Annotated in this window: 29 protein-coding genes; 20 read left to right on the forward strand and 9 right to left on the reverse strand. The window is 58.9% G+C overall.

Features of this window, described 5'->3' with window-relative positions:
* Positions 1 to 19: 19 nt before the first annotated feature.
* Complete coding sequence (gene uvrD, locus F3089_RS04785; RefSeq protein WP_151439700.1) at positions 20 to 2,173, forward strand: DNA helicase II; 2,154 nt, start codon at positions 20 to 22, stop codon at positions 2,171 to 2,173.
* Here the strand turns inward: uvrD and F3089_RS04790 are convergent.
* The 3 genes from F3089_RS04790 to F3089_RS16190 form a co-directional block, all read right to left on the reverse strand.
* Positions 2,149 to 3,027, reverse strand: coding sequence for a patatin-like phospholipase family protein (locus F3089_RS04790; RefSeq protein ID WP_151439702.1), 879 nt, complete (start codon positions 3,025 to 3,027; stop codon positions 2,149 to 2,151). The genes uvrD and F3089_RS04790 overlap by 25 nt on opposite strands.
* Before the next feature lie 159 nt (positions 3,028 to 3,186).
* Complete coding sequence (locus tag F3089_RS04795; RefSeq protein ID WP_151439703.1) at positions 3,187 to 3,876, reverse strand: integron integrase; 690 nt, start codon at positions 3,874 to 3,876, stop codon at positions 3,187 to 3,189.
* Positions 3,812 to 4,030, reverse strand: coding sequence for a phage integrase N-terminal SAM-like domain-containing protein (locus F3089_RS16190; RefSeq protein WP_151439704.1), 219 nt, complete (start codon positions 4,028 to 4,030; stop codon positions 3,812 to 3,814). Before F3089_RS16190 ends, F3089_RS04795 begins: the two co-directional genes overlap by 65 nt.
* A 224-nt stretch (positions 4,031 to 4,254) precedes the next feature.
* On the opposite strand from F3089_RS16190, the gene F3089_RS04805 reads away from it, so the two are divergent.
* The 12 genes from F3089_RS04805 (at position 4,255) to F3089_RS04860 (ending at position 9,536) form a co-directional block, all read left to right on the forward strand.
* Positions 4,255 to 5,004, forward strand: a complete 750-nt coding sequence (locus tag F3089_RS04805) for a hypothetical protein (RefSeq protein WP_151439705.1) — start codon at positions 4,255 to 4,257, stop codon at positions 5,002 to 5,004.
* 101 nt (positions 5,005 to 5,105) lie between these two features.
* Positions 5,106 to 5,495 carry a hypothetical protein gene (locus F3089_RS04810; protein WP_151439706.1) on the forward strand — a complete coding sequence of 130 codons (390 nt, stop codon included), beginning with the start codon at positions 5,106 to 5,108 and terminating at the stop codon, positions 5,493 to 5,495.
* Between the two features lie 222 nt (positions 5,496 to 5,717).
* The gene (locus F3089_RS04815) at positions 5,718 to 6,071 is read left to right on the forward strand and encodes a hypothetical protein (RefSeq protein WP_151439707.1); all 354 of its coding nucleotides are present in this window, start codon (positions 5,718 to 5,720) and stop codon (positions 6,069 to 6,071) included.
* A 106-nt stretch (positions 6,072 to 6,177) separates the two neighbouring features.
* Positions 6,178 to 6,501 (forward strand): hypothetical protein, encoded by a 324-nt coding sequence (locus F3089_RS04820; RefSeq protein WP_151439708.1) that lies wholly within the window; start codon positions 6,178 to 6,180, stop codon positions 6,499 to 6,501.
* Positions 6,502 to 6,578: 77 nt separating this feature from the next.
* Positions 6,579 to 7,076, forward strand: coding sequence for a hypothetical protein (locus F3089_RS04825; protein ID WP_151439709.1), 498 nt, complete (start codon positions 6,579 to 6,581; stop codon positions 7,074 to 7,076).
* Positions 7,077 to 7,193: 117 nt separating this feature from the next.
* Positions 7,194 to 7,613 (forward strand): hypothetical protein, encoded by a 420-nt coding sequence (locus F3089_RS04830; protein WP_151439710.1) that lies wholly within the window; start codon positions 7,194 to 7,196, stop codon positions 7,611 to 7,613.
* Between the two features lie 122 nt (positions 7,614 to 7,735).
* The gene (locus F3089_RS04835) at positions 7,736 to 7,999 is read left to right on the forward strand and encodes a BrnT family toxin (RefSeq protein ID WP_151439711.1); all 264 of its coding nucleotides are present in this window, start codon (positions 7,736 to 7,738) and stop codon (positions 7,997 to 7,999) included.
* The gene (gene brnA, locus F3089_RS04840; RefSeq protein WP_151439712.1) at positions 7,989 to 8,258 is read left to right on the forward strand and encodes a type II toxin-antitoxin system BrnA family antitoxin; all 270 of its coding nucleotides are present in this window, start codon (positions 7,989 to 7,991) and stop codon (positions 8,256 to 8,258) included. The genes F3089_RS04835 and brnA overlap by 11 nt, the downstream gene beginning before the upstream one ends.
* Positions 8,259 to 8,343: 85 nt before the next feature.
* The gene (locus F3089_RS04845) at positions 8,344 to 8,586 is read left to right on the forward strand and encodes a type II toxin-antitoxin system Phd/YefM family antitoxin (protein ID WP_151439713.1); all 243 of its coding nucleotides are present in this window, start codon (positions 8,344 to 8,346) and stop codon (positions 8,584 to 8,586) included.
* A complete protein-coding gene (locus F3089_RS04850) occupies positions 8,583 to 8,846 on the forward strand; it encodes a Txe/YoeB family addiction module toxin (protein ID WP_151439714.1) in 264 nt (87 codons plus the stop codon). Before F3089_RS04845 ends, F3089_RS04850 begins: the two co-directional genes overlap by 4 nt.
* Positions 8,847 to 8,988: 142 nt before the next feature.
* On the forward strand, positions 8,989 to 9,246 hold the full coding sequence (locus tag F3089_RS04855; RefSeq protein ID WP_022992576.1) for a type II toxin-antitoxin system Phd/YefM family antitoxin: 258 nt from the start codon (positions 8,989 to 8,991) through the stop codon (positions 9,244 to 9,246).
* A complete protein-coding gene (locus F3089_RS04860; RefSeq protein ID WP_151439715.1) occupies positions 9,234 to 9,536 on the forward strand; it encodes a type II toxin-antitoxin system RelE/ParE family toxin in 303 nt (100 codons plus the stop codon). The genes F3089_RS04855 and F3089_RS04860 overlap by 13 nt, the downstream gene beginning before the upstream one ends.
* 84 nt (positions 9,537 to 9,620) lie before the next feature.
* Here F3089_RS04860 and F3089_RS04865 read toward each other — a convergent pair whose 3' ends face one another.
* Together F3089_RS04865 and F3089_RS04870 are read right to left on the reverse strand one after the other, a co-directional pair.
* On the reverse strand, positions 9,621 to 10,454 hold the full coding sequence (locus tag F3089_RS04865) for an aldo/keto reductase (protein WP_151439716.1): 834 nt from the start codon (positions 10,452 to 10,454) through the stop codon (positions 9,621 to 9,623).
* Positions 10,455 to 10,473: 19 nt separating this feature from the next.
* Positions 10,474 to 11,379: a DMT family transporter gene (locus F3089_RS04870; protein ID WP_151439717.1), complete on the reverse strand. Its 906-nt coding sequence runs from the start codon at positions 11,377 to 11,379 to the stop codon at positions 10,474 to 10,476.
* Positions 11,380 to 11,610: 231 nt separating this feature from the next.
* On the opposite strand from F3089_RS04870, the gene F3089_RS04875 reads away from it, so the two are divergent.
* A complete protein-coding gene (locus F3089_RS04875; protein ID WP_151439718.1) occupies positions 11,611 to 12,129 on the forward strand; it encodes a phosphate-starvation-inducible PsiE family protein in 519 nt (172 codons plus the stop codon).
* Between the two features lie 30 nt (positions 12,130 to 12,159).
* Here F3089_RS04875 and F3089_RS04880 read toward each other — a convergent pair whose 3' ends face one another.
* Complete coding sequence (locus tag F3089_RS04880) at positions 12,160 to 14,517, reverse strand: DUF748 domain-containing protein (RefSeq protein WP_151439719.1); 2,358 nt, start codon at positions 14,515 to 14,517, stop codon at positions 12,160 to 12,162.
* Positions 14,518 to 14,649: 132 nt separating this feature from the next.
* Here F3089_RS04880 and F3089_RS04885 point away from each other — a divergent pair, with 132 nt between their 5' ends.
* On the forward strand, positions 14,650 to 15,000 hold the full coding sequence (locus F3089_RS04885) for a hypothetical protein (protein ID WP_151439720.1): 351 nt from the start codon (positions 14,650 to 14,652) through the stop codon (positions 14,998 to 15,000).
* On the forward strand, positions 14,997 to 15,602 hold the full coding sequence (locus F3089_RS04890; protein WP_151439721.1) for a DedA family protein: 606 nt from the start codon (positions 14,997 to 14,999) through the stop codon (positions 15,600 to 15,602). Before F3089_RS04885 ends, F3089_RS04890 begins: the two co-directional genes overlap by 4 nt.
* A gap of 27 nt (positions 15,603 to 15,629) precedes the next feature.
* Here the strand turns inward: F3089_RS04890 and F3089_RS04895 are convergent, their stop codons facing one another.
* Positions 15,630 to 16,550, reverse strand: a complete 921-nt coding sequence (locus F3089_RS04895) for a LysR family transcriptional regulator (protein WP_151439722.1) — start codon at positions 16,548 to 16,550, stop codon at positions 15,630 to 15,632.
* A gap of 105 nt (positions 16,551 to 16,655) precedes the next feature.
* On the opposite strand from F3089_RS04895, the gene F3089_RS04900 reads away from it, so the two are divergent.
* The 4 genes from F3089_RS04900 to F3089_RS04915 all read left to right on the forward strand — a co-directional run bounded on the left by F3089_RS04900 (position 16,656) and on the right by F3089_RS04915 (position 19,290).
* Positions 16,656 to 17,318 carry a type 1 glutamine amidotransferase domain-containing protein gene (locus F3089_RS04900; RefSeq protein WP_151439723.1) on the forward strand — a complete coding sequence of 221 codons (663 nt, stop codon included), beginning with the start codon at positions 16,656 to 16,658 and terminating at the stop codon, positions 17,316 to 17,318.
* Positions 17,319 to 17,349: 31 nt separating this feature from the next.
* Positions 17,350 to 18,087 carry an SDR family oxidoreductase gene (locus F3089_RS04905; RefSeq protein ID WP_151439724.1) on the forward strand — a complete coding sequence of 246 codons (738 nt, stop codon included), beginning with the start codon at positions 17,350 to 17,352 and terminating at the stop codon, positions 18,085 to 18,087.
* A gap of 58 nt (positions 18,088 to 18,145) precedes the next feature.
* Positions 18,146 to 18,877 (forward strand): oxygen-insensitive NADPH nitroreductase, encoded by a 732-nt coding sequence (gene nfsA / locus F3089_RS04910; protein ID WP_151439725.1) that lies wholly within the window; start codon positions 18,146 to 18,148, stop codon positions 18,875 to 18,877.
* A 104-nt stretch (positions 18,878 to 18,981) separates the two neighbouring features.
* Positions 18,982 to 19,290, forward strand: coding sequence for a hypothetical protein (locus tag F3089_RS04915; RefSeq protein ID WP_225741676.1), 309 nt, complete (start codon positions 18,982 to 18,984; stop codon positions 19,288 to 19,290).
* Positions 19,291 to 19,298: 8 nt separating this feature from the next.
* Here the strand turns inward: F3089_RS04915 and F3089_RS04920 are convergent, their stop codons facing one another.
* Both F3089_RS04920 and F3089_RS04925 read right to left on the reverse strand, forming a co-directional pair.
* Complete coding sequence (locus tag F3089_RS04920; protein ID WP_151439726.1) at positions 19,299 to 19,775, reverse strand: DUF1682 domain-containing protein; 477 nt, start codon at positions 19,773 to 19,775, stop codon at positions 19,299 to 19,301.
* 96 nt (positions 19,776 to 19,871) lie between these two features.
* Positions 19,872 to 20,480 (reverse strand): class I SAM-dependent methyltransferase, encoded by a 609-nt coding sequence (locus tag F3089_RS04925; protein ID WP_151440031.1) that lies wholly within the window; start codon positions 20,478 to 20,480, stop codon positions 19,872 to 19,874.
* Positions 20,481 to 20,557 lie beyond the last annotated feature (77 nt).

Genomic DNA, 20,557 nt, shown 5'->3' on the forward strand with positions numbered 1-20,557 from the left:
CAAAGGGCCCAGTGGCACTATGGATGTCTCCTCCATCCTCGACCCCCTCAACGACGCCCAGCGCGAAGCCGTCACCGCGCCGGACAGCCACGTGCTGGTTCTGGCCGGTGCCGGCAGCGGCAAGACGCGGGTGTTGGTGCACCGTATTGCCTGGCTGATCCAGGTGGAACAGGTGCCGGCCTCGAGCATCATGGCCGTGACCTTCACCAACAAGGCCGCGCGTGAGATGCGCGGGCGGATCGAGGAAATGCTCCAGATCCCGACCCGGGGCATGTGGGTTGGCACCTTCCACGGCCTGGCCCACCGCCTGCTGCGCGCCCATTGCCAGGACGCCGGCCTGCCCGAGAACTTCCAGGTGCTGGATGCGGACGACCAGCTGCGCCTGGTCAAGCGTGTCATGCGTGAGCTGCAGCTGGATGAGAGCCGCTGGCCGCCCAAGCAGGCCCAATGGTTCATCAACTCCAGCAAGGATGAGGGGCTGCGCCCGGATCACATCGAGGACCACGGCGATGTGTTCACCACCACCCTGATCAACGTCTACCGTGAGTACCAGAAGAACTGCCAGCGCAGCGGCCTGGTGGACTTCGGCGAGCTGCTGCTGCGTTCCCATGAGCTGTGGCTGGAGAAGCCGGAGCTGCGCGCCCACTACCAGAACCGCTTCCGGCACATGCTGGTGGACGAGTTCCAGGATACCAACGCGGTGCAGTACGCTTGGCTGCGGGTGCTCAGCGGCGACCGCGTGCCGCTGACGATTGTGGGTGACGACGACCAGTCCATCTACGGCTGGCGTGGCGCGCGCATCGAGAACATCCAGCAGTTCCAGCAGGACTTCGGCGGCAGCCGGCTGGTGCGACTGGAGCAGAACTATCGCTCCACCCAGACGATCCTGGAAGCCGCCAACGCCGTCATCGCCAACAATCAGGGCCGTCTCGGCAAGGACCTGTGGACCGACGGCGAGACCGGCGATCCCATCGATGTGTATTCGGCCTTCAACGAGCAGGACGAAGCCAACTACATCGCGGACACCATCAGCAGCTGGGCCGAACAGGGCAACGCCCGCTCCGAGTGCGCCATCCTCTACCGCTCCAACGCCCAATCCCGGGTGCTCGAGGAATCGCTGCTGCGCCAGAGTATTCCCTACCGCGTGTACGGCGGCCTGCGCTTCTACGACCGCCAGGAGATCCGCAATGCCCTGGCCTACATGCGGCTGGTGAACTACCGCCATGACGACGCCGCCTTCGAGCGCGTGGTGAACATCCCCACCCGGGGCGTGGGTGCCAAGGCATTGGAGACCGTGCGCGAGGCCGCCGGGCGCGAGGGAGTTTCACTCTGGCAGGCCACCGTGAACCTGCTCCACCACCAGCTGCTCAAGGGCAAGGCCCGGACCGGGCTGCAGACCTTCGTGGACCTGATCGAGGCACTGGCCGACAACCACGAGAACCTGCCGCTGCACGCGCTGGCAGAGCGTGCCGTGCGCGAGACCGGCCTGCGCGACTACCATGGCCGGGAAAAGGGTGAGAAGGGCCAGGCCCGCGTGGAGAACCTGGACGAACTGGTAGGCGCCACCCGCGAATTCCGCGTGGAGGACGACCAGAACCCGCTGAGCGAATTTGTCGCCCGTGCCGCCATGGACGCGGGCGAGTCCCAGGCGGAAGAGGACGAGGACAGCGTCCAGCTCATGACCCTGCACTCGGCCAAGGGCCTCGAATACCCCATGGTCTTTCTCACCGGCATGGAGGAAGGTCTCTTCCCGCACAGCATGTCCGCCGAGGAACCCGGCCGCATGGAAGAGGAGCGCCGGCTTGCCTACGTAGGCATGACCCGCGCCATGAGCAAACTCACTCTCACCTACGCGGAATCCCGCAAGCTCTATGGCCAGGAGCGCTTCAACGCGCCCTCCCGGTTCATCCGCGAGATCCCGGACGAACACATGCGCGAGGTCCGCCTGCGCAACACCGTCACCCGCCCCACCATGTTCAGCGACGCGGGCGGTGCCGCCAGCAGTGGCGCCGACACCGGCTTTCAGCTTGGCCAGCGCGTGGTCCACCCCAAGTTTGGGGAAGGCGTTGTGATGAATGCCGAGGGCGCGGGGGCCCATGCCAGGGTGCAGGTGAACTTCGCGGAAGGCAGCAAGTGGCTGGTGCTGGCCTACGCCCCGCTGGAACCGGCCTGAAGCCAGGGCGCTGAACGGCCCAGCCCGCGCCGGAGCTGTTTCAGGAGCCCCGGCGCCTGCGCGGCCCGCCGTCTGCGGATCGTGTCGATCGCGTTCTGGCAGGCATTGTACCCCTCATCAAACAGGGCCTGGCTCTGTTCCGGATCGGTGCGGTCGTAATCCGCCAGATCCAGTGCCAGCACGTAATCCGCCTCGGCCAACTGCGTCTGGGTGTGGCTATCGATGGCAATGTCGAAGGCGGTTACCAGCGCATCAAAGTACCCGCCCGGCACCCGCCGCCGTGTGCTGCCGTTCAGGTCGACCCCCATCACGAAGTCCACGCCCCACTGCTTAAACGGCGAGATCGGCACGTTCTCAACAAGCCCACCGTCCACCAGCAGCTGATCCTCCCGTTCGATGGGGCTGTAGAGCCCCGGTACACAGGCACTGATCATGGCCGCCTCGGCCACGTCTCCCTTGTCCAGAACGACCTTGGTCCTCCTGGCAAGGTCGGTCGCAATGAACGCCATCGGGTAAGGCGACCCGGAAAAATCCCGATCCCCGATGTGGTGGCGAACAAAATCGCCCATAGCGGCATTGTTCATGATGCCGTACTTCGACCAGCCAAAACTCGACAGATGCCACCAGTCCAACCCCGAGCACGCTTCCCTGATGCCCTCCGGTGTATGGCCGAAGGCGTAGAGCGAGGCCATAATCGCGCCAATGCTGGTGCCGGTTATGTGCGTCGGGCGAAGACCATGCTCCTCAAGGGCTTTCAGTACCCCGAGGTGGGCAATGCCGAACACAGCGCCCCCGCCCAGAGCAAGGCCGAAGGTGGGTTCGCGTTGGGTAAAGGGGGATTCAAATCGGGGCATGGGCGTTGCGACGTTCCGGTGATGGGGCGGATGCGCCCTATTGTCCAAAAATGCGAACCCGGTTGCCAGCGGCGAATTGGCCCAAACCCCTCCCCGCTCTACGCTGATTGGACGGTGACTAAAGTCCGCCGGGGCGGTAGCGTGGCCGCTGTGTCATATTCAGCCCAGCGGGCTGGCCACGCCTGCAAAGCCTTGCCCGAGCACATGCGTGTAAATCTGCGTCGTGCGTATATCCGAATGACCCAGCAGCTCCTGAACCGTACGGATATCGCTACCCCGTCTTAGCAACTCAGTCGCGAACGTATGCCTGAGGGTGTGACAGCCGGCCGCCTTGCCGATTCCCGACTGTTTGACTGCAGCTTTCACGGCCTTTTGGACGCTGCTGGAATGAACGTGGTGGCGGACAATGTTGCCCGACTCATCCGTGCAGCAGCCGCTCGACGGGAATAACCACTGCCAAGCCAGGGAATGCCCCGCATTGGGGTATTTGCGGACAAGTGCGAATGGAAGGCTGACGGGCACCTGATAATCCGGGTTCGACATCTTCCATTCGGAACGTATTTGTTCGATATGAGCCTGGAGTTTTTCGAGAAGAGGACCAGGAAGTAACGTTGTGCGGTCTTTACCGCCCTTGCCGTCTCGTACAGTGATCACACCCCGGGAGAAGTCGACGTCTTTTAGGCGCAGCCGTGTGGATTCAACAACGCGAAGGCCTGCGCCGTACATCAGTGAGGCCATCAGGTCGTAGGGCTCGGAGAGCTCCGCGATAAGCCGCATGGCCTCTTCATGAGTGAGCACTACGGGAAGTCTCGGAGGCCGCTTTGCCCGGGTAGTGCCGCTGATTAGCATCCATCTCCTGCGGATGGCGAACTCCGTGGAAACGGATGTAGTAGCGAATCCAGTACCAGTATGACTTCTCGGTGCGAACGCTGTATCGGTTGAGTCGAATCACCCTCCGGACCTGATCACGCAACCGTAGGTTGGTGCTTGCTGTTGATGGCATGAGGCGCTCCTTGCCGATAACTGTAACTATATACAGTATTATTGAAAGAGCAAAAGCGAGAAGTCAAACGATTCCACTGCATCACCTTGGATTCTGCGCTAAGGTTCTATTCTATAGGGGGTTTGCGCCCTGGCCTCTCATTGAAGCAAGCGGCGCTATCTAGAATTCACGAATATTGATATCGCTGAATTCCAGCGATTACCTGTTAAGTTTCCGAAGGTGCTATGAAGACACAACAGATTTTAGATTTCTTGCTTGAAGTAATACGAATATTCAAGCCAGATCAAAGGAAATGGATTGTACGCATATTCATAGCATCTGGAATATGTATGATAGGTACGCCATTTTGGCAACCTTGGGTTGAAGCTCTTTTGGAGAAGGAGATTGGGCTTAATCTTTCGTATACGGCAATACCGGGATGGGTATTAATTGCACTAGGTTTGCTCATCTATATCTTCAACGAATGGCAATCAAAGCAATCAGCAAAAGCTCCTACATTCAACCAAGAGCATAAATTTCTTAATTTCTCATTAGGTGGGGGTGTCACTTGCGGATACTCGATTGATCAGTTGCGTAAACAACCAAATGAACCATTTAATCTGGGTGGGCATGTCCCAATTAAAGTCTATGTCGAAAAAGACAAGCTTTACGGTGATGTTGAAATATTCTCAGAGTCAGGGATGCCGCCTATAAAAATTAGTAAAAATACTATTTCAGGGTTGCCTCACGACTGGGATGTTAATAAAAATGAAAGAGCTCTAGAGGTCGTAGACAATAAGTTTAATCCTGTATACCAGCTCATATATAAAAGCGATGGTCATATTATCCTAAACGGTATATTTCCTTTCCCTGGAGGCCTCGTAGTGGCAGATGAAAGTGGTATGACTCTAAATCCAACCTTGCCGTATGCTATGCAGCTCAATCGTATATTTAAATACCCAGCTTGGAAGTATCCTGCAGAGTATGAAACTTAACAAACGGCTCCACCGGATAAATTTTACTGTCACCTTTTTAGCGCTGCGCGGCAAAAAAGCTGCCAGCAAAATTTCCCGGTGAGCCGGGCGTTAGGTGAAATATGAAATTCCCTCGCCTCAAGGGGATAGAAGCGAGACAAGAAGGCAATGTGCCGGAGCTTCTCACGGTCAACTATGACCTGTGGACGCTACGCCTCACTCTTGCGTTCCGGTCCAATGAGATAGTCTATGTTGATTTTGAAGCGGTGGAGGGCTTTCGCGTACTCGATGAAGGTCAATTACTGGAGTTCTGGGGCGACGATTCCAAGGATCACTGGGTATTCGAGGTCTTGGATAATGGTTGGCTAGCTACTGAAGCTGCTCGCGAAACAGCGCCGTTCATCGCGGAAAACGGTCAGCTAAAAGAGTATCTGGTGGCAGGGATCAATGACTGCGTCAGCATCCTGGATTACGAGTACCCCCGGGTCACCTTCAAGTCTGGGTGCACCTAACAATTCACTGTTGTCGGACAATTTTTCCGCCGCTTCGCGGCTCCAAAATTGCCGCAAAGTTCCGCGTTATACGGATTCTCGGGGAGAGCCATGAGGCCGCAATTGCACTTAGTAGCGTTGGCCGCAGTTCTGTTTTTGTCTGCTGGATGTGATCAGGCGCCTCTATCAATCTCTTCATACTCCATGCCGGAGTCAGCGGAACCGGGAGAAAGACGGATAAGCATGGAGGCACTTCTGAGAGAAGGCCGGTATTGTGCAGATATCCGGATCGCCAAAGGAGATGCTGCTTCCAGCCAGGAGACAAAGGAATTCTTCGATGGAAAGGTGAGTGTTCACTATAGTGTCAAAGTTCCCAATACAGGTTTCTCTAAAGAGGTGAATCTCGGCGATTTCGATCCTGAGAAGTACGGCAGCCTTCACGAAGGCGGTTTCGCATTTCGTAAGTTTGCGGTGGAAGTAGAGGATACGGATACCTACAGGTCGACAGCATATATTGTTGCAGTATTTGAAGGTGATGAAGAGGTTCTAGAGCAGGCAAAGCTTGGCGTTAATATATCAGAATGGGGCTGCAAGTGAATTCCCCGTATAACAAGTCAATTAAGTTCGTTCCCGGCCTTGCGGCCGTCCACCGGACGCCTCTGTCGGGGCGCCGCTTATTTCTGCGTTAAATGGCAGGGCCAGCATGGAAGATTTAAATGAGATCCATTGGCATGACTCAGAGATTGAGTCAGTCATCGAGACGCCCGCCAAGGATGAGCTGGTCTATAACGTCCAGTATCCTGAAGACTGGAGTCAGAACGTTTTCACTGCCATGGCAATCACGTTCTCCGGTTACCACTCACACGTGGTTGAAGAAATGCCATTTGAGGGTAACCCAACGATATTGGCTGTTTCGGTAGTGGAAGAAGAAGGCGGCTACACCACCGTCAAACTTGAAACCAATGCTGGCAATCGCTTCGTTACAGCAAAAAGTGTTCATATCGGGCCGCGACATGTCAGCATTTAACAAGGCCATGCACCGGATGCCAAAAACTCTGCTTCGCGCCGTTTTTGCCACCGGTGATGGCTGGCGTTAGAACCTATATGAAAAAATATCCTTTGCCGCCACTAGTTGGCGGATTCGACAATGGAAAAGTGACTTGGCAGAGCATTGAGTCGGTGAACTATGACGAACTCGGCTACTTGCTGAGCTGTCACCTGATAATCGAGCACTACCTGGACAATTTTCTTGCGACGTACCCGGCGGCACCTTTTGGATGGGGGGCAGCCAAGCTTACGTTCAGTCAGAAAGTTGCACTAATCAGCGAATTATCGTTCCCAGAACCGTACAATATTCCGCCAGTTATTAAGTATCTGAATAAACTTCGTAACCGGTTTAGCCACAATATCAACAAGAGCCTTACTGGAGCGGATTTGCTACCAATCAGCCGATTTGTTGACAAATGTATGGCAGAGGGTGAGCGAAACGAAGATCCACCCAAGGAGCCCAGGGAGGTTTTGCATTTCTTCACCTTGATCGTCTGCTCTTACTTCGCCAGCGCAATATCCCAGCAAGCGCAGTATGGTGGGCCTCAGTCTTGAATCTATCGGCATGTTCTAACAAGGCAATTAAAGTCGTTCCGGCCCGAAGGGCCTCCACCGGACGCCCTTGTCAGGGCGCCGTTTATTGCTGGCGTTACGTGAATAAGGATCAAAATTGTGCCAGATATTAGTTCAATAGGTGTTGGTCTACAGTCAATTAAAACGGCCTTAGATATCACTAAAGAACTTAGAGATATTGACTCGTCGTTAAAAGATGCAGAAGTGAAACTGAAGCTCGCTGAGCTTATGGAAGCGTTGTCTGAAGCCAAAATTCAGCTTTCTGAAGCGCGCAACGAGAATCAAGATCTGAAGGACACGATCAGCGATCTCGAAAAGCAGCTCCAGCAAAGGCAGGAAGTGGTCTTCCGTGATGGTCATTACTTTTTGGCTAACCCCCAAGAGGGGGAAAACCCCGGCCCGTTTTGCGCAAAATGTCACGTAGATGAGAACAAGCTAATTCCCTTGGGTGAGATGCCGGTAGATATGCAAGACTTCGGTAAGTATAGGTGCCCAAAATGCGGAGCTATGGGGCGTTAAACTCACGTAACAAGTGCGGTCAAGGGACGCTCCTGACGTCGCGCCCCTGCCGCTGGCGTTAGCAGCTGTACCCCCCCCTCCAAGATCTTGCCCGGTGAGTAAAAAGGGGATAATTTGTACTCATGGAAGGATTCGAGTTCGACGACGAAAAGAGCAGGGCCAATCTTGCGAAGCATGGAATTGACTTCGACACGGCCCAAGAGCTCTGGCAAGACCCTGATCTTCTGGAAATTCAGGCTAAGACAGAAGGCGAACCGCGCTTTCTTATCATTGGCCGGATAGGAGCAAAGCATTGGTCTGCTGTCGTTACCTATAGAGAAGGTCGAATCCGCCTGGTTTCTGTCAGGCGGGCCCGCAAGAGAGAGGTGGAGCTGTATGAACGCTGAAGAGTTCGACGAAAAATTTGATGCGGATAAGGAGGATGTCGTCGACGATCTGGACCTTTCGACAGCGCGTCGGGTGAATCAGGAACAGAAACGGATCAACGTTGATTTTCCATCCTGGGTTGTCGAGGCGTTGGATCGCGAAGCCGCGCGAATAGGTGTTACCAGGCAGTCGATTATCAAGGTCTGGCTGGTTGAGCGCCTGGAAGCTGATGCTGCTAACAAGACGCTTAACGGTGACGCCGCAAGCGGCGCACGTTAGTTTTGCGTTATGCGGGGCGTTCGTCTTGACGTACGTGCCCGGAGGCGTACACTTGGTGAAAAGTTGAACACGCAAGAGGTGCGTCATGACCGGAATCACAGCAACTGAGGCGCGCAGCAACCTATATCGGTTGATCGACGAGACCGCCGAGTCCCACCAACCAATCGTCATCATGGGTAAGCGGAACAAAGCTGTCCTGGTTTCCGAGGAAGACTGGTCTGCAATTCAGGAAACACTTTACCTGCTCTCCGTACCAGGTATGCGGGAGTCTATTCGTGAGGGGATGGATACCCCCATGGATGAATGCAATGAGGAGCTGGACTGGTGACATGGAAGTTGGTTTACACCAAGCAAGCCCAGAAAGATGCAAAGAAGTTGGCCTCCAGCGGCCTCAAACCAAAAGCCCAGGAACTGTTAGCGCTGATAGCTGAAGATCCATACCGCAAGCCGCCTCCGTTTGAGATGCTCATTGGTGATCTTGCGGGGGCCTATTCACGCCGCATCAATATTCAGCATCGTCTTGTCTACCAGGTGCTCGAGGGCGAGCAAGTGGTGAAAGTCCTCAGGCTCTGGAGCCACTACGAATGATGCATAACCAGCCGCTGTTGCCGGGCAATTTTTCCACCGCTTCGCGGCTCCAAAATTGCCGCAAAGCTTCGAGTTAGCTGGGATTGCCCCACCTGAATAGTGATACTATAGTATCACTATTGGTCTAATTCAGAGTGAACCCATGAAAGTTGAGCTTGTTACGAACCTCAAGCGCCAAGCGACAAAGATTCTGGCAGATCTGCACTTGTCTAAAGAGCCGATACTGATCACGGAGCATGGTCAGCCATCTGCATACCTTGTTGATGTGCAGGATTACGAGTTCATGCAGCGCCGACTTGAGCTGCTTGAGGGACTCTCACGGGGAGAGCGTGCTGTACTTGAGGGAAGAACGTACAGCCAGAGTGAGGCCAGGGAGAAAATGAGTAAATGGCTCAAGTAATCTGGACTGAGCCTGCCCTTCAGGAATTGGACGCACTCGCTGAGTACATTGCTCTGGACAACCCTACCGCCGCCAGTCATCTGGTTCAGGAAGTTTTTGATAAAACCGAGCGTTTGGAAGGTTTTCCTCAGTCCGGACGGGTTCCTCCGGAGCTCCCCGATTCGGTGTACAGGGAGGTGGTGATTCCACCGTGTCGCATTTTTTATCGTGAGGATGAGCAGCGGGTTCTCGTCCTCTATGTCATGCGAGAGGAGCGCCAGCTTCGGGCGTACATGCTTGGGAACAGCTGACCAGGCGCGTCACTCGGATGCCTTTGTCTCCGCTTCGCTACGCCAAAGCCACCGGTGCGCTCTGCGGTACCTTGGCTCGGTGAATCACACAATTGGCAAAGGCCCACCAGCTTTGGGTCTTGGAAACAGCTGTTCCAGCTCATCAAGCTGGTCCCGGTTCAGGGTGACCTCGGCTGAAGCGTGGTTCTCGGCCTGCCGTTCCGGGGAACTCGTTTTCGGAATGGCGATGACATCGTCCTGTGATTGCAGCCAGGCGAGTGCGGCCTGCGCGGGGGTAATGCCGTTACGTTCGGCCAATGCGCGCAGGCCGGGTTGTTCCAGAAGCCGGCCCTGGCCGAGCGGGCAATAGGCCATGGCGGGGAGGCCGTGTTGGCGCATCCACGGCAGTGGATCGTGCTCGATGGTGCGCTCGCCGAGGTGATAGAGAAGCTGGTTGGCGCTGCAGGCGTCACCGCCGGGCACCGCCCAGAGATCCGCCAGGTCTGCGGCATCGAAGTTGCTCACGCCCCAGTGGTGGATCAATCCCTCACGCTGCAGCTCCTCAAAGCCAGCGACGGTCTCGGCCAGGTCGGCGCTACCGCGCCAATGCAGGAGGTAGAGGTCGAGCCGGTCGGTGCCCAGGCGTTCCAGGCTTGCCTCGCAGGCGGCGCGGACGCCGGCGCGAGAGGCGTTGTGGGGGAAGACCTTGCTGACGAGGAAGAGCTCATCCCGCCGATGCCCCATGGCCTCGCCAACGATGCGCTCGGCCCCGCCGTTGCCGTACATCTCCGCCGTGTCGATCAGCGTCAGGCCGGCTTCGATGCCGGCACGTACGGCCGCGACTTCGCGGTTGTGATCACTGGTGCGCTCGCCCATCCGCCAGGTGCCCTGGCCCAGCGCGGGAATGCGTTCGCCGCCGTGCAGCTTAACCTGTTTCATGAGCGCTCCTTATCGCAGATCATGTGGCTTCGGACGTTGCCGGGCGCTTTGTGCGTACCGGCCAGACTTCCAGTACGCCGGCGCTGAGCACCAGCAGGCCGCCGGCAATCTCGATCGGCGCCAGGTGTTCGCCGGCAATTACAGCGGCTGAGACCACACCCACCAGGACCTCCGCCATCAGCAGGATACCGACGCGGGCCGGCTCGAGCCGTGCCGTTGCCCACATCAGGCAGACCATCGAAAGCCCCCACCAGAGACCACCGGTGGCAAGCGCCCAGCCGAACGCGGGAATCGCCGCCTCGATTGCGAGACTCGGCAGGGGCTCAAATACCGGCGCCAGAACAGCCGCCCCCACGCAGGCGCCCAGAGCGAAGACGAAAGCTGCCCCAACGGACCCGGTCTCGGGCTGCGAGCGGATGCCGGTTGTGGCGATTGCCCATAGCAGCCCCGAACTCAGCCCCAGCCAATCCCCAAGGCCGTGCGGCAGCGGCAGCCCCCCATCAGCCCCCAGCACAACGCCCAGACCGATGACGCCCACCACGATGGCAAGCATCCGCAGCCAGGGCGTTGGCCAGCCCATCCCATAACGGGCGATCAGGGTGCTCCAGACCGGCGTGAGAAAGAACAGCAGAACGACTACTGCGACACGCCCGTAAACGAGGCCTATCGAATAGAGTACGAAGGCGACACCGCCCAGTGCAATGGACGCCAGCGCAACCGGGCTGGAGCGCAGGAGACGGTGCCTTGCCCGGATGGCGGCAGGAGTCAGTACCAGTGCGGCCATCGCGACAATGGCCAGGGTCCCCCAGGCACCGGGCAGGCCGTTGGCTGCCAGATGGCGGACCGGCAGCCAGTAGAAGCCCCAGAGACTTCCGGTTCCGATGACCAGCAGTGTCGCGATGATGGTGATGCGGTCGTTATGCATGGTGGGTCGTTACCTGGTGCGTTTCATGGTTCGTTCACTCGCGAGCGGCAGAGCGCACGATAGCCGCTGTCGCGGGACCGACGCCAGGTTTCGCGGCCGGAAATGCAAAAAAGGCATGTCAGTCTGAAACCGGGTGATCGGGACCCATCTCTGGCATACTCGGGTGACGGTTAGAACCAATCAAGCACCGCCGGAATAAACCGGGAAGCAGTGGCTTAGTGGGGATCCTGAATGGCCGAACATGATGATGGACACGTAACAACTTCCCAGCGGCCCCTGGACGAGCGGAATGGGCTCCATCAGGAGCTGCCGATCGACTTTCCCGATCCTTTCTTTCGCGGACTTCACCGGGTCATTCGTTTTGCGATCCGCGTGCTGGCCGTTCTGATGGTTGCCGTCATTCTCTGGGGCGTGGGGGATGTTATCTACATCATTTACGACAGGTTGATCACGCCGCCCTTCCTGCTTCTGGATATCAACGATATTTTCTACACTTTCGGCGCCTTCATGGCGGTGCTGATTGCGGTGGAAATCTTCATCAACATCCGGCTCTACCTGGGGACCAATGTGTTTCCAGTCCAGTTGGTGGTTGCCACGGCGCTTATGGCCATTGCCCGGAAAGTCATTGTGCTGGATTTCGACACTCTGACCCCCATGTATCTGATTGGTATTGCGGCGACGACGCTGGCGCTTGGCATTACCTATTGGCTGTTGAGGCAGGGCAATCAGTACCATGAGTGGGACGACTGATGGCGCGCTGGCCAGGCCCCGTCTGGCCGCTCACTCCGCCGTTACCCCTACCTCCATAGCAATGCGTTCGTCGCCCCCCGGGTCGATCTTGTGTGGGGTGAGAACACGCACCCGGTCGGCATCGATACCGTTTCCGCTGGCATCAACCAGAGCGTCCTGAACGGCTGAAGCGCGGGCTTTGGCCAGTGCTCTGAGATCTGCGTCCGTGACCGGCTGTGCCGCGATAATCCTGTCAGCCAGATGATTGCGATAGGCCAGGGAATCAAAGCCACTGCTGTCCGATGAATCACCCTGCTCTTCCGTGAAGCGCGACTGGATGGCCGCCAGATCTGCCTCCGGGTAATGCGTGGTGAACATTGTCTCCACAACGTCCTGATTGGCCTCGGCCGTCAGGTTCAGCTCTCCAGTCTCTCTGTCCGCCTGGGCCAGGCGTTGGCGAAGGGCGTCGATGGCTTTCCCGCGCTTCAGGATGGGGCCGTCGAACGTGTGGTTGAAGGGGCCCGTGAGCTCCAGCGCCAGCTCTGGGCGCTGGGTGAGGGCTTCACGAAGCTTGGCGACACGCTCGCGCTGGGGTGGGAGCAGGTCGGAGCGGCCCGGCGGGAATTCAACCCGGCCAAGCTCTTCCGAGCCAGCGCCTACCAGGTTGGCGAGGAAGCGGAATGGCGATTGGACAACCGATTTGATGGTTCTGGTCAGTGCCTGGCGGACGACCCCGCCGACGTCGAATTCCGGGCTGCCCACATCGCCGGTCACCGGGAGATCCAGATCGATGACGCCGTTGCTGTCCTTGAGCAGGGCGATAGCCAGATCGAGCGGCAGATCCATGGCATCGCTGACGGCCATTTTCTCGCCGAGCCTGAGGTCACGGAGCACGAGGCTGTTGCGCCCGTCGAGCTGCTGTTCGCTGACGGTATAGTCCAGATCCAGGTCCATGGTGCCCCCCGCTATCCTGCGGCCGGCAAAGCGCACGGTGTAGGGGGAGTATTCCGGTATCTGGAGGTTGCGGAACCTCAGTTTCAGGCTGGTATCGCGCATGGGGTGCCAGGCGTGGATGGTGCCGTCCACGCGCGTCAGTCCGTAGTCCGCGACCTGGCCCTCAAGGGCGACCTGTGCTGGCTGGTCCGAGCTGGAGCTCAGGGTCGATACCTGACCGTTCAATGTGTGGATGCTTGTTGAGAAGGGCAGTGGCAGTGAACGGTCCGCAAACCGGAGGGTGCCGTCGGTCAGCTCAACGCCCTCAATGGTGATGTCGAATGGGGCCGTTTCGTCGTCCGTGTCATCCATGCGCGCGGCCCCGTCATCTTCCGCCTTGGCGGGGGCCGTCGCCATAAGCTGGCTGAAGTTGGTGGTGCGGTCCTCGTTGATGATCAATCGCCCGAACAGGCCGTTGAGGCTGATGGGAGCGGTCTCGAGCCGCCTTTCACCCAGATTCAGGTTGAGTTTTTTGGTGTGGAGGCTCTGCCACCCGATGAGGGCGTCCTGATTGGAGCCATCACGGATGTTCAGGGTTTCAATGCCTGCGGAGCCCTCGAATGCAAAGGGCTGCTCTGCCCCGGTCTGCATCCGCCCGTCCAGGTTGAGTGTGCCGTCACTGAGTTGCACGTTCGCGAACTGGCGCAGGTAGGGTTGGGCCTGGTTGAGTGCCAGTTCATTGATCCGGGCGTTGCCCGCCAGGACGGCTGTCGGCAGGAGTTGAAGTGAGCCGTCGAAGGCCAGCGTGCCGCCGCCCTCGAGCTGTCCGTCCAGAGCGACCGGGAAACGTGCGCCTTCCTGCAGCGAGAGGTCACTGGCGGAAAGCATTAGATCCTCCAGTGCCAGCGATACCCGTTTCGGTTGATCCGTTTCTGTTGTCCCATCCCGCAGGTTATCCGTAAAACGCAGAGCAGCCTCTGTCACGCGCAGCTCATCCACCTGCAATGCGGGCAGTGACGAGGCCTCGTCTTCGGCAGGGGCGTCCTCCGACGGCTCGGGCGCAAGTCGGGAAAGGCGTGTCTTGCCGGAGGCGAAGCGTTCTTCGTGAATCATTGGTCTGTCGAGGCGTATGGTCTGGAACGTCCAGGCTCCGTTGAGCGCGCTGGACCAGGCCAGGTCGACGAAGAGCTGCTGCCAGCCAAGAAGCTGACGGTTGTCGGTGTCGTCCAGGGCGAGCCCGTCGATCCGGAGCGTGAGCGTGTACGGATTGACGTGGACGGCCTCAATGCGGAGTTCGCGCCCGAAGTCTTCCTTGGCGGTGCTCGCGGCCAGGTACTGGATGAGCCAGGGCGCGATGAGAAAGCCCAGCAGGGTATACGCGATGACCAGCGCGAGCAGCCAGAACCGGATCCGGCGCGGGGAGGCCCATCGTGTTCGCAGGTAGCCGCCGAAACGACGGAGTGAGTCACTTGGCATGGGGACCACATCCATGGGCATTGAAATGAACCGTTCTGTATAGACTAAACCTGCCCGAGCCTGGCGTCACTTCCTGCCCATCCCAGGTGCTGATAAGCTGACGCCGACACCCCTTCCCTTGGATACAGACCATTGCTGACCGCTGCGCGTAATCTCTGGCGGAAACACCGGTTTCTCTTTATTGCATTCATCACGGCGCTGGTGGTGACGGCATTCTTTGCCGCACGCCTCGTGCTCTTCAGCCTGTACTGGGCCGAGCCGGCCCATCAGGATCAGCCAGTGGAAGGCTGGATGACCCCGCGCTATGTGGCCCTTTCCTATGACCTGCCGCCCGGGGTGGTGCGTGAAGCGCTGGAGCTGGAGCCCGTTGATGGTGAGCGCCACACGCTCGAGGAGATCGCTGAGGCCTCCAGCCTGACCCTCGAGGAGATACAGCGCCGTATTGACGAAGCCGTACGTGCCCAAAAGGGTGACAGGGAATGACGGACACGGTCTTTCTCCTTGTTGCCACCTACGGCAGCGCCGCCCTGTTTGCCGTAACCTTCCTGAGCTGTCTGGCGGTGCCCGTGCCGGCATCGCTGATGATGCTCACCGGTGGTGCCTTCGCGGCCTCAGGCGACCTGCCTCTCGCTTCGGTGAGCCTGGCGGCCTATGGGGGAGCCCTGAGTGGTGACCAGACCGGCTACCTGCTCGGGCGCTCATGCGCGGGATGGCTTGAGCGCTGGGCGGAGGCCCGCCGGGGCCGGGCCGCACTGCTGGGTCGGGCGCACGCTTCTGTTGAGCGTTGGGGCGGTATGGGCGTTTTTCTGAGCCGATGGTTCGTCAGCCCGCTCGGGCCCTATGTCAACTTCGCGGCGGGCGCTGGGCGCATGCGCTGGGCGCGCTTCAGTGTATGGAGTGTGGCCGGGGAGACGGTATGGGTGGCGCTGTATGTGGGCCTGGGGTATCTGTTCGCGAGCAGTCTGACTGCCGTCGCCGAGTTCGCGGCTGACCTGAGCGGATTGGTCGCCGGTGCTGTGGTCGCCGTAGGGCTCGGGTTCTGGCTGCGCATGATGCAGAAGCGCCATGGCCGCGTGAAGGGGTGATCCTTTTCAGTCCGTTATCCGTTACCTTCAGCGGGCCTCTTCCCCTTCGGCCATGAGTTCCCTGCCTACGTCATGGATCTGCTCCCGTAACCACTGATGCGCCGGATCCTGTCGGTAGCGCACATGCCAGCCCAGGTGCACCGGGAAGGTGCCAAGGTCTGCTGGAGGTGTCACGACCCGCAGGCGCGGGTCTCGCACAAAGCGCCGGCAGATCAGGTTGGGGAGCGTAGTGCAGTAGTCCGTGGTGGCGATCAACTCGGGGATGGAGAGAAAGTGGGTTACGGAGACGGCCACATCCCGTTCCAGACCCTGCCGGCCGAGCGCCTCAAACAGACCCTTCTTCAGGCGGCCGGGAGGTAGCATATTGACGTGCTTCAGGCTCTCGAACGCGTCGCGCGTGAGCTGATCGCCCTGAAAGGGATGGTCCGCCCGCAGGACACAGGCCAGACCGTCCTCCATCAATGGCTGCACCACCAGGTTGTCCGGTGGGTCCACAATCCGCCCCAGTACAAGAGCGGTATCTCCGGCGGCCACGCCGGTCTCCGCCAGGTCCGCGCCGTAGGGAACAATGCGGATCTGAATACCCGGTGCCCGGTACTGCAGGCGTTCGACAAGTCTTGGTACGAACACGTATTCCACGTAGTCATTGGCGGCGATCACAAACCGCTGGGTTGTCGTCGCCGGGTCGAAGGTCTGCTGCTCCAGCACCAGATGGTCGATTTCCCCCAGCGCATCGCGGATGGCAGGGCCAATGGCGAGGGCTTTCTCGGTTGGCCTCATGCCATAACGTTCGCGGATGAAAAGCGGATCCTGGAACAGTTCCCGGCAGCGGGCCAGGGTGTTGCTCAGTGCCGGCTGGGTAATGCCCAGGCGCTTGGCGGCGCGCGTGACGCTGCGCTCTTCCAGGAGTGCGATGAAGGTTCTCAGCAGGTTCAGGTCATAGCGCATGGATATGTCATATTAAAATATCTGGAATAACATAGATAAATTAGATGAATTTTTAGCGTTGCGCCATGGTGTTCATCAAATCAAACGAACCTGGGAGAAGTCCTGATGAGTCACGTTCTTTTTGTTCTGACCAACCACGAACGCATGCTTAATGGTGAACCGACCGGCCTCTGGCTGGAAGAGTTTGCCGTGCCTTACCAGCAGCTGCGCGCGGCAGGCCACGAGGTAACGGTGGCGTCTGTTGCCGGCGGCGCGGTGCCGGTGGATCCCAACAGTGCCGTGGGCGAGGAGCAGGTTCGGGCCTGGCAGGATGCGATTGACCAGCTCTCCGACACCCCTGCCTTCGACACCCTGGATACCACCGGTTACGACGCGGTCTATCTGCCCGGCGGGCACGGCACCGTCTTTGATATGCCTTACAACCGCAAGCTGCACGACCTGCTGTTTGCCTTTGAAAAGTCCGGTCGGGTGATCAGCACCGTGTGCCACGCACCGGCGGTTTTTGCCGGTATGCGCCAGGCGGACGGTGTGCCCTTTATCCAAGGGCGGCGTCTAGCGGCCTTCACGGACTCCGAGGAACACGCCGTGGGCGGTGCTGAGAAAGTGCCCTTCCTGCTGGAGAGCCGTCTCAAGGAGCTGGGTGCCGAGCACGAGGCGACGGATGACTGGCAACCGCTCGCCGTTCAGGACGGCAAGCTCATCACCGGCCAGAATCCGCAATCCTCGGCAGCGGTAGCGGAAAAACTGATCGCAGCGTTGCAACAGTAAGCCCACGAATCAAAACAGAGGAGTTCCCAATATGTCCGAGATTGCAGGCAAAACCGTCATCATAACCGGTGCCAGCAGTGGCCTGGGTGAGGCCACTGCCCGTATGCTGGCCGATAAAGGCGCCAGGCTGATGCTGGCAGCACGGCGTGAAGACCGACTGAAAACACTGACCGATTCCATCAACGCGGCGGGTGGCGAAGCGAGCTACCAGGTGGCGGATGTGACTGACCGCAACGCCATGCAGGCGCTGGCGGATCAGACCCGGGAAACCTATGGCCGTATTGATGTGCTGATCGCCAATGCCGGGCTGATGCAGCTGGCGCCGCTGGACAAACTCAAGGTTGATGAGTGGGATGCCATGATTGATATCAACATCAAGGGCGTTCTGTATGGCCTGGCGGCGGTGCTGCCGACCATGCGGGAGCAGCAGTCCGGCCATATCATCAATCTTTCCTCGGTTGCGGGCCACACGGTCTTTCCCGGCGCTGCGGTCTATTCCGCCACCAAGTACGCGGTCAAGGCGCTCTCGGAAGGCATCCGGCAGGAGTCGAACGGTGAGATCCGCGCAACCAATATTTCGCCCGGCGCGGTTGAAACCGAGCTCACCGACCATATTACGGACCCGGGCGCACAGGAAGCGGCAAATGAGCTGTATTCCGTTGCCATCGGCTCCGATGCCATCGCCAGGGCCATAACCTATGCCATTGAGCAGCCCGGTGATGTGGATGTGAATGAGCTGATCATCCGGCCCACGCAGCAGCAACTGTAATCCCTGGAAATCGGGTATCCTCTGGGTACCCGAACGTGTTCATCTGCAGTGAGGATTCATGAATTCAGTTATCGAGCTTCTGAAGTCCCATCGCTCCATTCGCAAGTTCACTGAGGAAAAGATTCCCCATGAGCTGTTGCTGGAGCTGGTGCGTGCCGGCCAGAGTGCGGCGACCTCCAGCCACATTCAGGCCTACAGCGTGATCCACGTAACCAGGCCGGAGAACCGTGAGCAGATTGCCGAATTGGCCGGCGGCCAGGGCTATATCGCGAGCTGCTCGGATTTCCTGGTGTTCTGCGCCGACATGAAGCGGCCCACGGATGCAGCGGAGCGTACCGGCGCCAACGTGGTGCGGGGCATGACCGAGCAGCTTCTGGTGGCGAGCGTGGATACCGCGCTGATGGCCCAGAATATGGCGGTGGCGGCCGAATCCGAGGGTCTGGGGATCTGCTACATCGGCGGTATCCGCAATAACCCGCAGGCCGTCAGTGACCTGCTGCAGCTGCCGGAGCATGTCTACCCGGTCTTCGGCATGTGCCTTGGCTATCCGGCCCAGGATCCGGAGGTGAAGCCTCGCCTGCCGGCGGAGGCGATCCTTAAGGAGGATGTCTACAGCGAGGACCCGGATGAGGTTGAGGCCTTCGACCAGACCATGCAGGGCTACTACCAAGCCCGTACTGGCGGCAATAAGGACAGCAACTGGTCACAGAATCTGACGCCGCTGTTTGATACCAAACTGCGTCCGCACATGCGGGATTTCCTGGTGAAACGCGGTTTCGAGATGAAGTGACAAGCGTCCAGCGGCTTCCCGGCTCTGGGAACGTCGAACACCGAGGCATCGATATGATTTACAATGTGACCCTTATAAGGGGCAGTGGACCAGCAGGGGGTGGTGTGAAGCGTTCAGTATCGGTGCTTATTGTTGCACTGTTTGCCGTTTCCGGGTGTCAGACGTCCAGCCAGCTTACAGCGGCGGTTTCAGACGAGGAAGGCGTCAGCTGTGGTGAGATCCGGCAGGCGTTCCAGGCGTATGAGCGTGATCGCCAGTCCGCACAGGCGCTGAAGGAGCTGTCTCTTATGCTCAGTCCCTCAGCCGGAGCTTACGCCGCCGAGGGTATTGAATCGGCTGAAGGTTACTACGAGCAGATCCGGATCAGCACCAACCTGGCACTGGCCACAAGAGGGTGTGATCCGGTCCGCTGATCGGGGCTTCAATCCCAGAACTTCCACCAGCCCTGGCTGTTTTCCTGGCGCTTCTGCTGGCCCTTCTCGCTTCCTTTACCGGCCTGAGGGGCGCCATCCTTTTTGGCGAGTCCGGCGGGCATGTCGTCTCCCTGGCGCTTGCTCTGCTTGCCTTTTTTCTCTTTTTGCCGATCATCCCGGTCGCGAGCTTCCCTTTCGCGCTCTTTCGCCTGTGCCCGCTTTTCTTCAGCACGTTCCTGGGCTTCCTCGCGCTTTTCCTCAGCGTCTTCCCTCGCGTCTTCTTCCTGCTCCTGGGCTTGTTCCCGTTTTTCTTCAGCGCGCTCCTGCGCTCCTTCACGCTGCTCTTCTGCCCGCTCGCGAGCCTTTTCCGCGCGTTCCTTACCCTTGCCGGCGGCGTGATCCGGAGGGCCATCCTGCCCCATCGCCCCTGAGCTGAGGGTGAGGGTCAACGCGGTTACGATCATCAAAGCGAGTTGTCTGTACATGTCTGCTTCCTCGGGCATGGAAATGGTTGCGTCTGCAGTTGAACAGACGCTCATGGTCCGCTACCGGTTCCATGTTATGAAACACCGGGCGTTTTGTCAGAGGTTCCGGGGTCGGGCAACCGCGAGACAGGACGCCCGGTCGCCGTGGGTTTCGAGGGTTGTGAAGGTTTCCAGCTCCAGTCCCGCTGCCTCGATCTGCGCCCGGAAGTCGGCCTCGTAGGTGACTCGTCCGAAGTCGATGCTGGTAAGGCGTCGAAGCACGGGCTTGAACGCCTCCATCATTCTGGAGTGGCTGTTCTGGATGGTCTGGGTGAAATGGATCCGGCCGCCGGAATTCAGGAGCGTGCAGCAGTGGCGCAGTGCCTGTTCAGGTTCGGGCAGCAGCATGAAGCTGGCAGAGAAGTAGATGGCATCATAGGGGCCGCCCTGGTGAGCGTAGACGGATTCCTGGTGGACCACGACCCGATCACTCAGGCTGGACTGCGCCAGCCGCTGCTGTGCCCGTTCCACGTAATCCCCGTCGATATCGATACCGGTGATGTGCAGCTGTTTGCGGGTGACATGCTCGGCATTGGCAATAAGGGCGCCGGCGGTTCCGATGCCGACATCCAGTACGGAGGCGCCCGCAGGCAACCGTTCCAGCACTTCAGCGTACCAGCGGCTGGTCAGCCTGAGGATCAGTGTGTCGTAGATAGCGCTTCGGATCATGGTTGCCAAACCTATCACAGCAGCCAGTTGGTAACACGCCTGGTTGTGGGTGAAACCATTCCGGTTCCAGGGTG

It is taken from the genome of Halospina sp. K52047b (genome assembly GCF_008709855.1).
GTDB lineage: Bacteria > Pseudomonadota > Gammaproteobacteria > Pseudomonadales > Oleiphilaceae > Halospina > Halospina utahensis_B.

Coding starts and splice junctions, on each gene's coding strand:
- uvrD (WP_151439700.1), top strand. CDS start 20: ATGGATGTCTCCTCCATCCTCGACCCCCTCAACGACGCCCAGCGCGAA.
- F3089_RS04790 (WP_151439702.1), bottom strand. CDS start 3,027: ATGCCCCGATTTGAATCCCCCTTTACCCAACGCGAACCCACCTTCGGC.
- F3089_RS04795 (WP_151439703.1), bottom strand. CDS start 3,876: ATGCTAATCAGCGGCACTACCCGGGCAAAGCGGCCTCCGAGACTTCCC.
- F3089_RS16190 (WP_151439704.1), bottom strand. CDS start 4,030: ATGCCATCAACAGCAAGCACCAACCTACGGTTGCGTGATCAGGTCCGG.
- F3089_RS04805 (WP_151439705.1), top strand. CDS start 4,255: ATGAAGACACAACAGATTTTAGATTTCTTGCTTGAAGTAATACGAATA.
- F3089_RS04810 (WP_151439706.1), top strand. CDS start 5,106: ATGAAATTCCCTCGCCTCAAGGGGATAGAAGCGAGACAAGAAGGCAAT.
- F3089_RS04815 (WP_151439707.1), top strand. CDS start 5,718: ATGGAGGCACTTCTGAGAGAAGGCCGGTATTGTGCAGATATCCGGATC.
- F3089_RS04820 (WP_151439708.1), top strand. CDS start 6,178: ATGGAAGATTTAAATGAGATCCATTGGCATGACTCAGAGATTGAGTCA.
- F3089_RS04825 (WP_151439709.1), top strand. CDS start 6,579: ATGAAAAAATATCCTTTGCCGCCACTAGTTGGCGGATTCGACAATGGA.
- F3089_RS04835 (WP_151439711.1), top strand. CDS start 7,736: ATGGAAGGATTCGAGTTCGACGACGAAAAGAGCAGGGCCAATCTTGCG.
- brnA (WP_151439712.1), top strand. CDS start 7,989: ATGAACGCTGAAGAGTTCGACGAAAAATTTGATGCGGATAAGGAGGAT.
- F3089_RS04845 (WP_151439713.1), top strand. CDS start 8,344: ATGACCGGAATCACAGCAACTGAGGCGCGCAGCAACCTATATCGGTTG.
- F3089_RS04855 (WP_022992576.1), top strand. CDS start 8,989: ATGAAAGTTGAGCTTGTTACGAACCTCAAGCGCCAAGCGACAAAGATT.
- F3089_RS04860 (WP_151439715.1), top strand. CDS start 9,234: ATGGCTCAAGTAATCTGGACTGAGCCTGCCCTTCAGGAATTGGACGCA.
- F3089_RS04865 (WP_151439716.1), bottom strand. CDS start 10,454: ATGAAACAGGTTAAGCTGCACGGCGGCGAACGCATTCCCGCGCTGGGC.
- F3089_RS04870 (WP_151439717.1), bottom strand. CDS start 11,379: ATGCATAACGACCGCATCACCATCATCGCGACACTGCTGGTCATCGGA.
- F3089_RS04875 (WP_151439718.1), top strand. CDS start 11,611: ATGGCCGAACATGATGATGGACACGTAACAACTTCCCAGCGGCCCCTG.
- F3089_RS04880 (WP_151439719.1), bottom strand. CDS start 14,517: ATGCCAAGTGACTCACTCCGTCGTTTCGGCGGCTACCTGCGAACACGA.
- F3089_RS04890 (WP_151439721.1), top strand. CDS start 14,997: ATGACGGACACGGTCTTTCTCCTTGTTGCCACCTACGGCAGCGCCGCC.
- F3089_RS04895 (WP_151439722.1), bottom strand. CDS start 16,550: ATGCGCTATGACCTGAACCTGCTGAGAACCTTCATCGCACTCCTGGAA.
- F3089_RS04900 (WP_151439723.1), top strand. CDS start 16,656: ATGAGTCACGTTCTTTTTGTTCTGACCAACCACGAACGCATGCTTAAT.
- F3089_RS04905 (WP_151439724.1), top strand. CDS start 17,350: ATGTCCGAGATTGCAGGCAAAACCGTCATCATAACCGGTGCCAGCAGT.
- nfsA (WP_151439725.1), top strand. CDS start 18,146: ATGAATTCAGTTATCGAGCTTCTGAAGTCCCATCGCTCCATTCGCAAG.
- F3089_RS04920 (WP_151439726.1), bottom strand. CDS start 19,775: ATGTACAGACAACTCGCTTTGATGATCGTAACCGCGTTGACCCTCACC.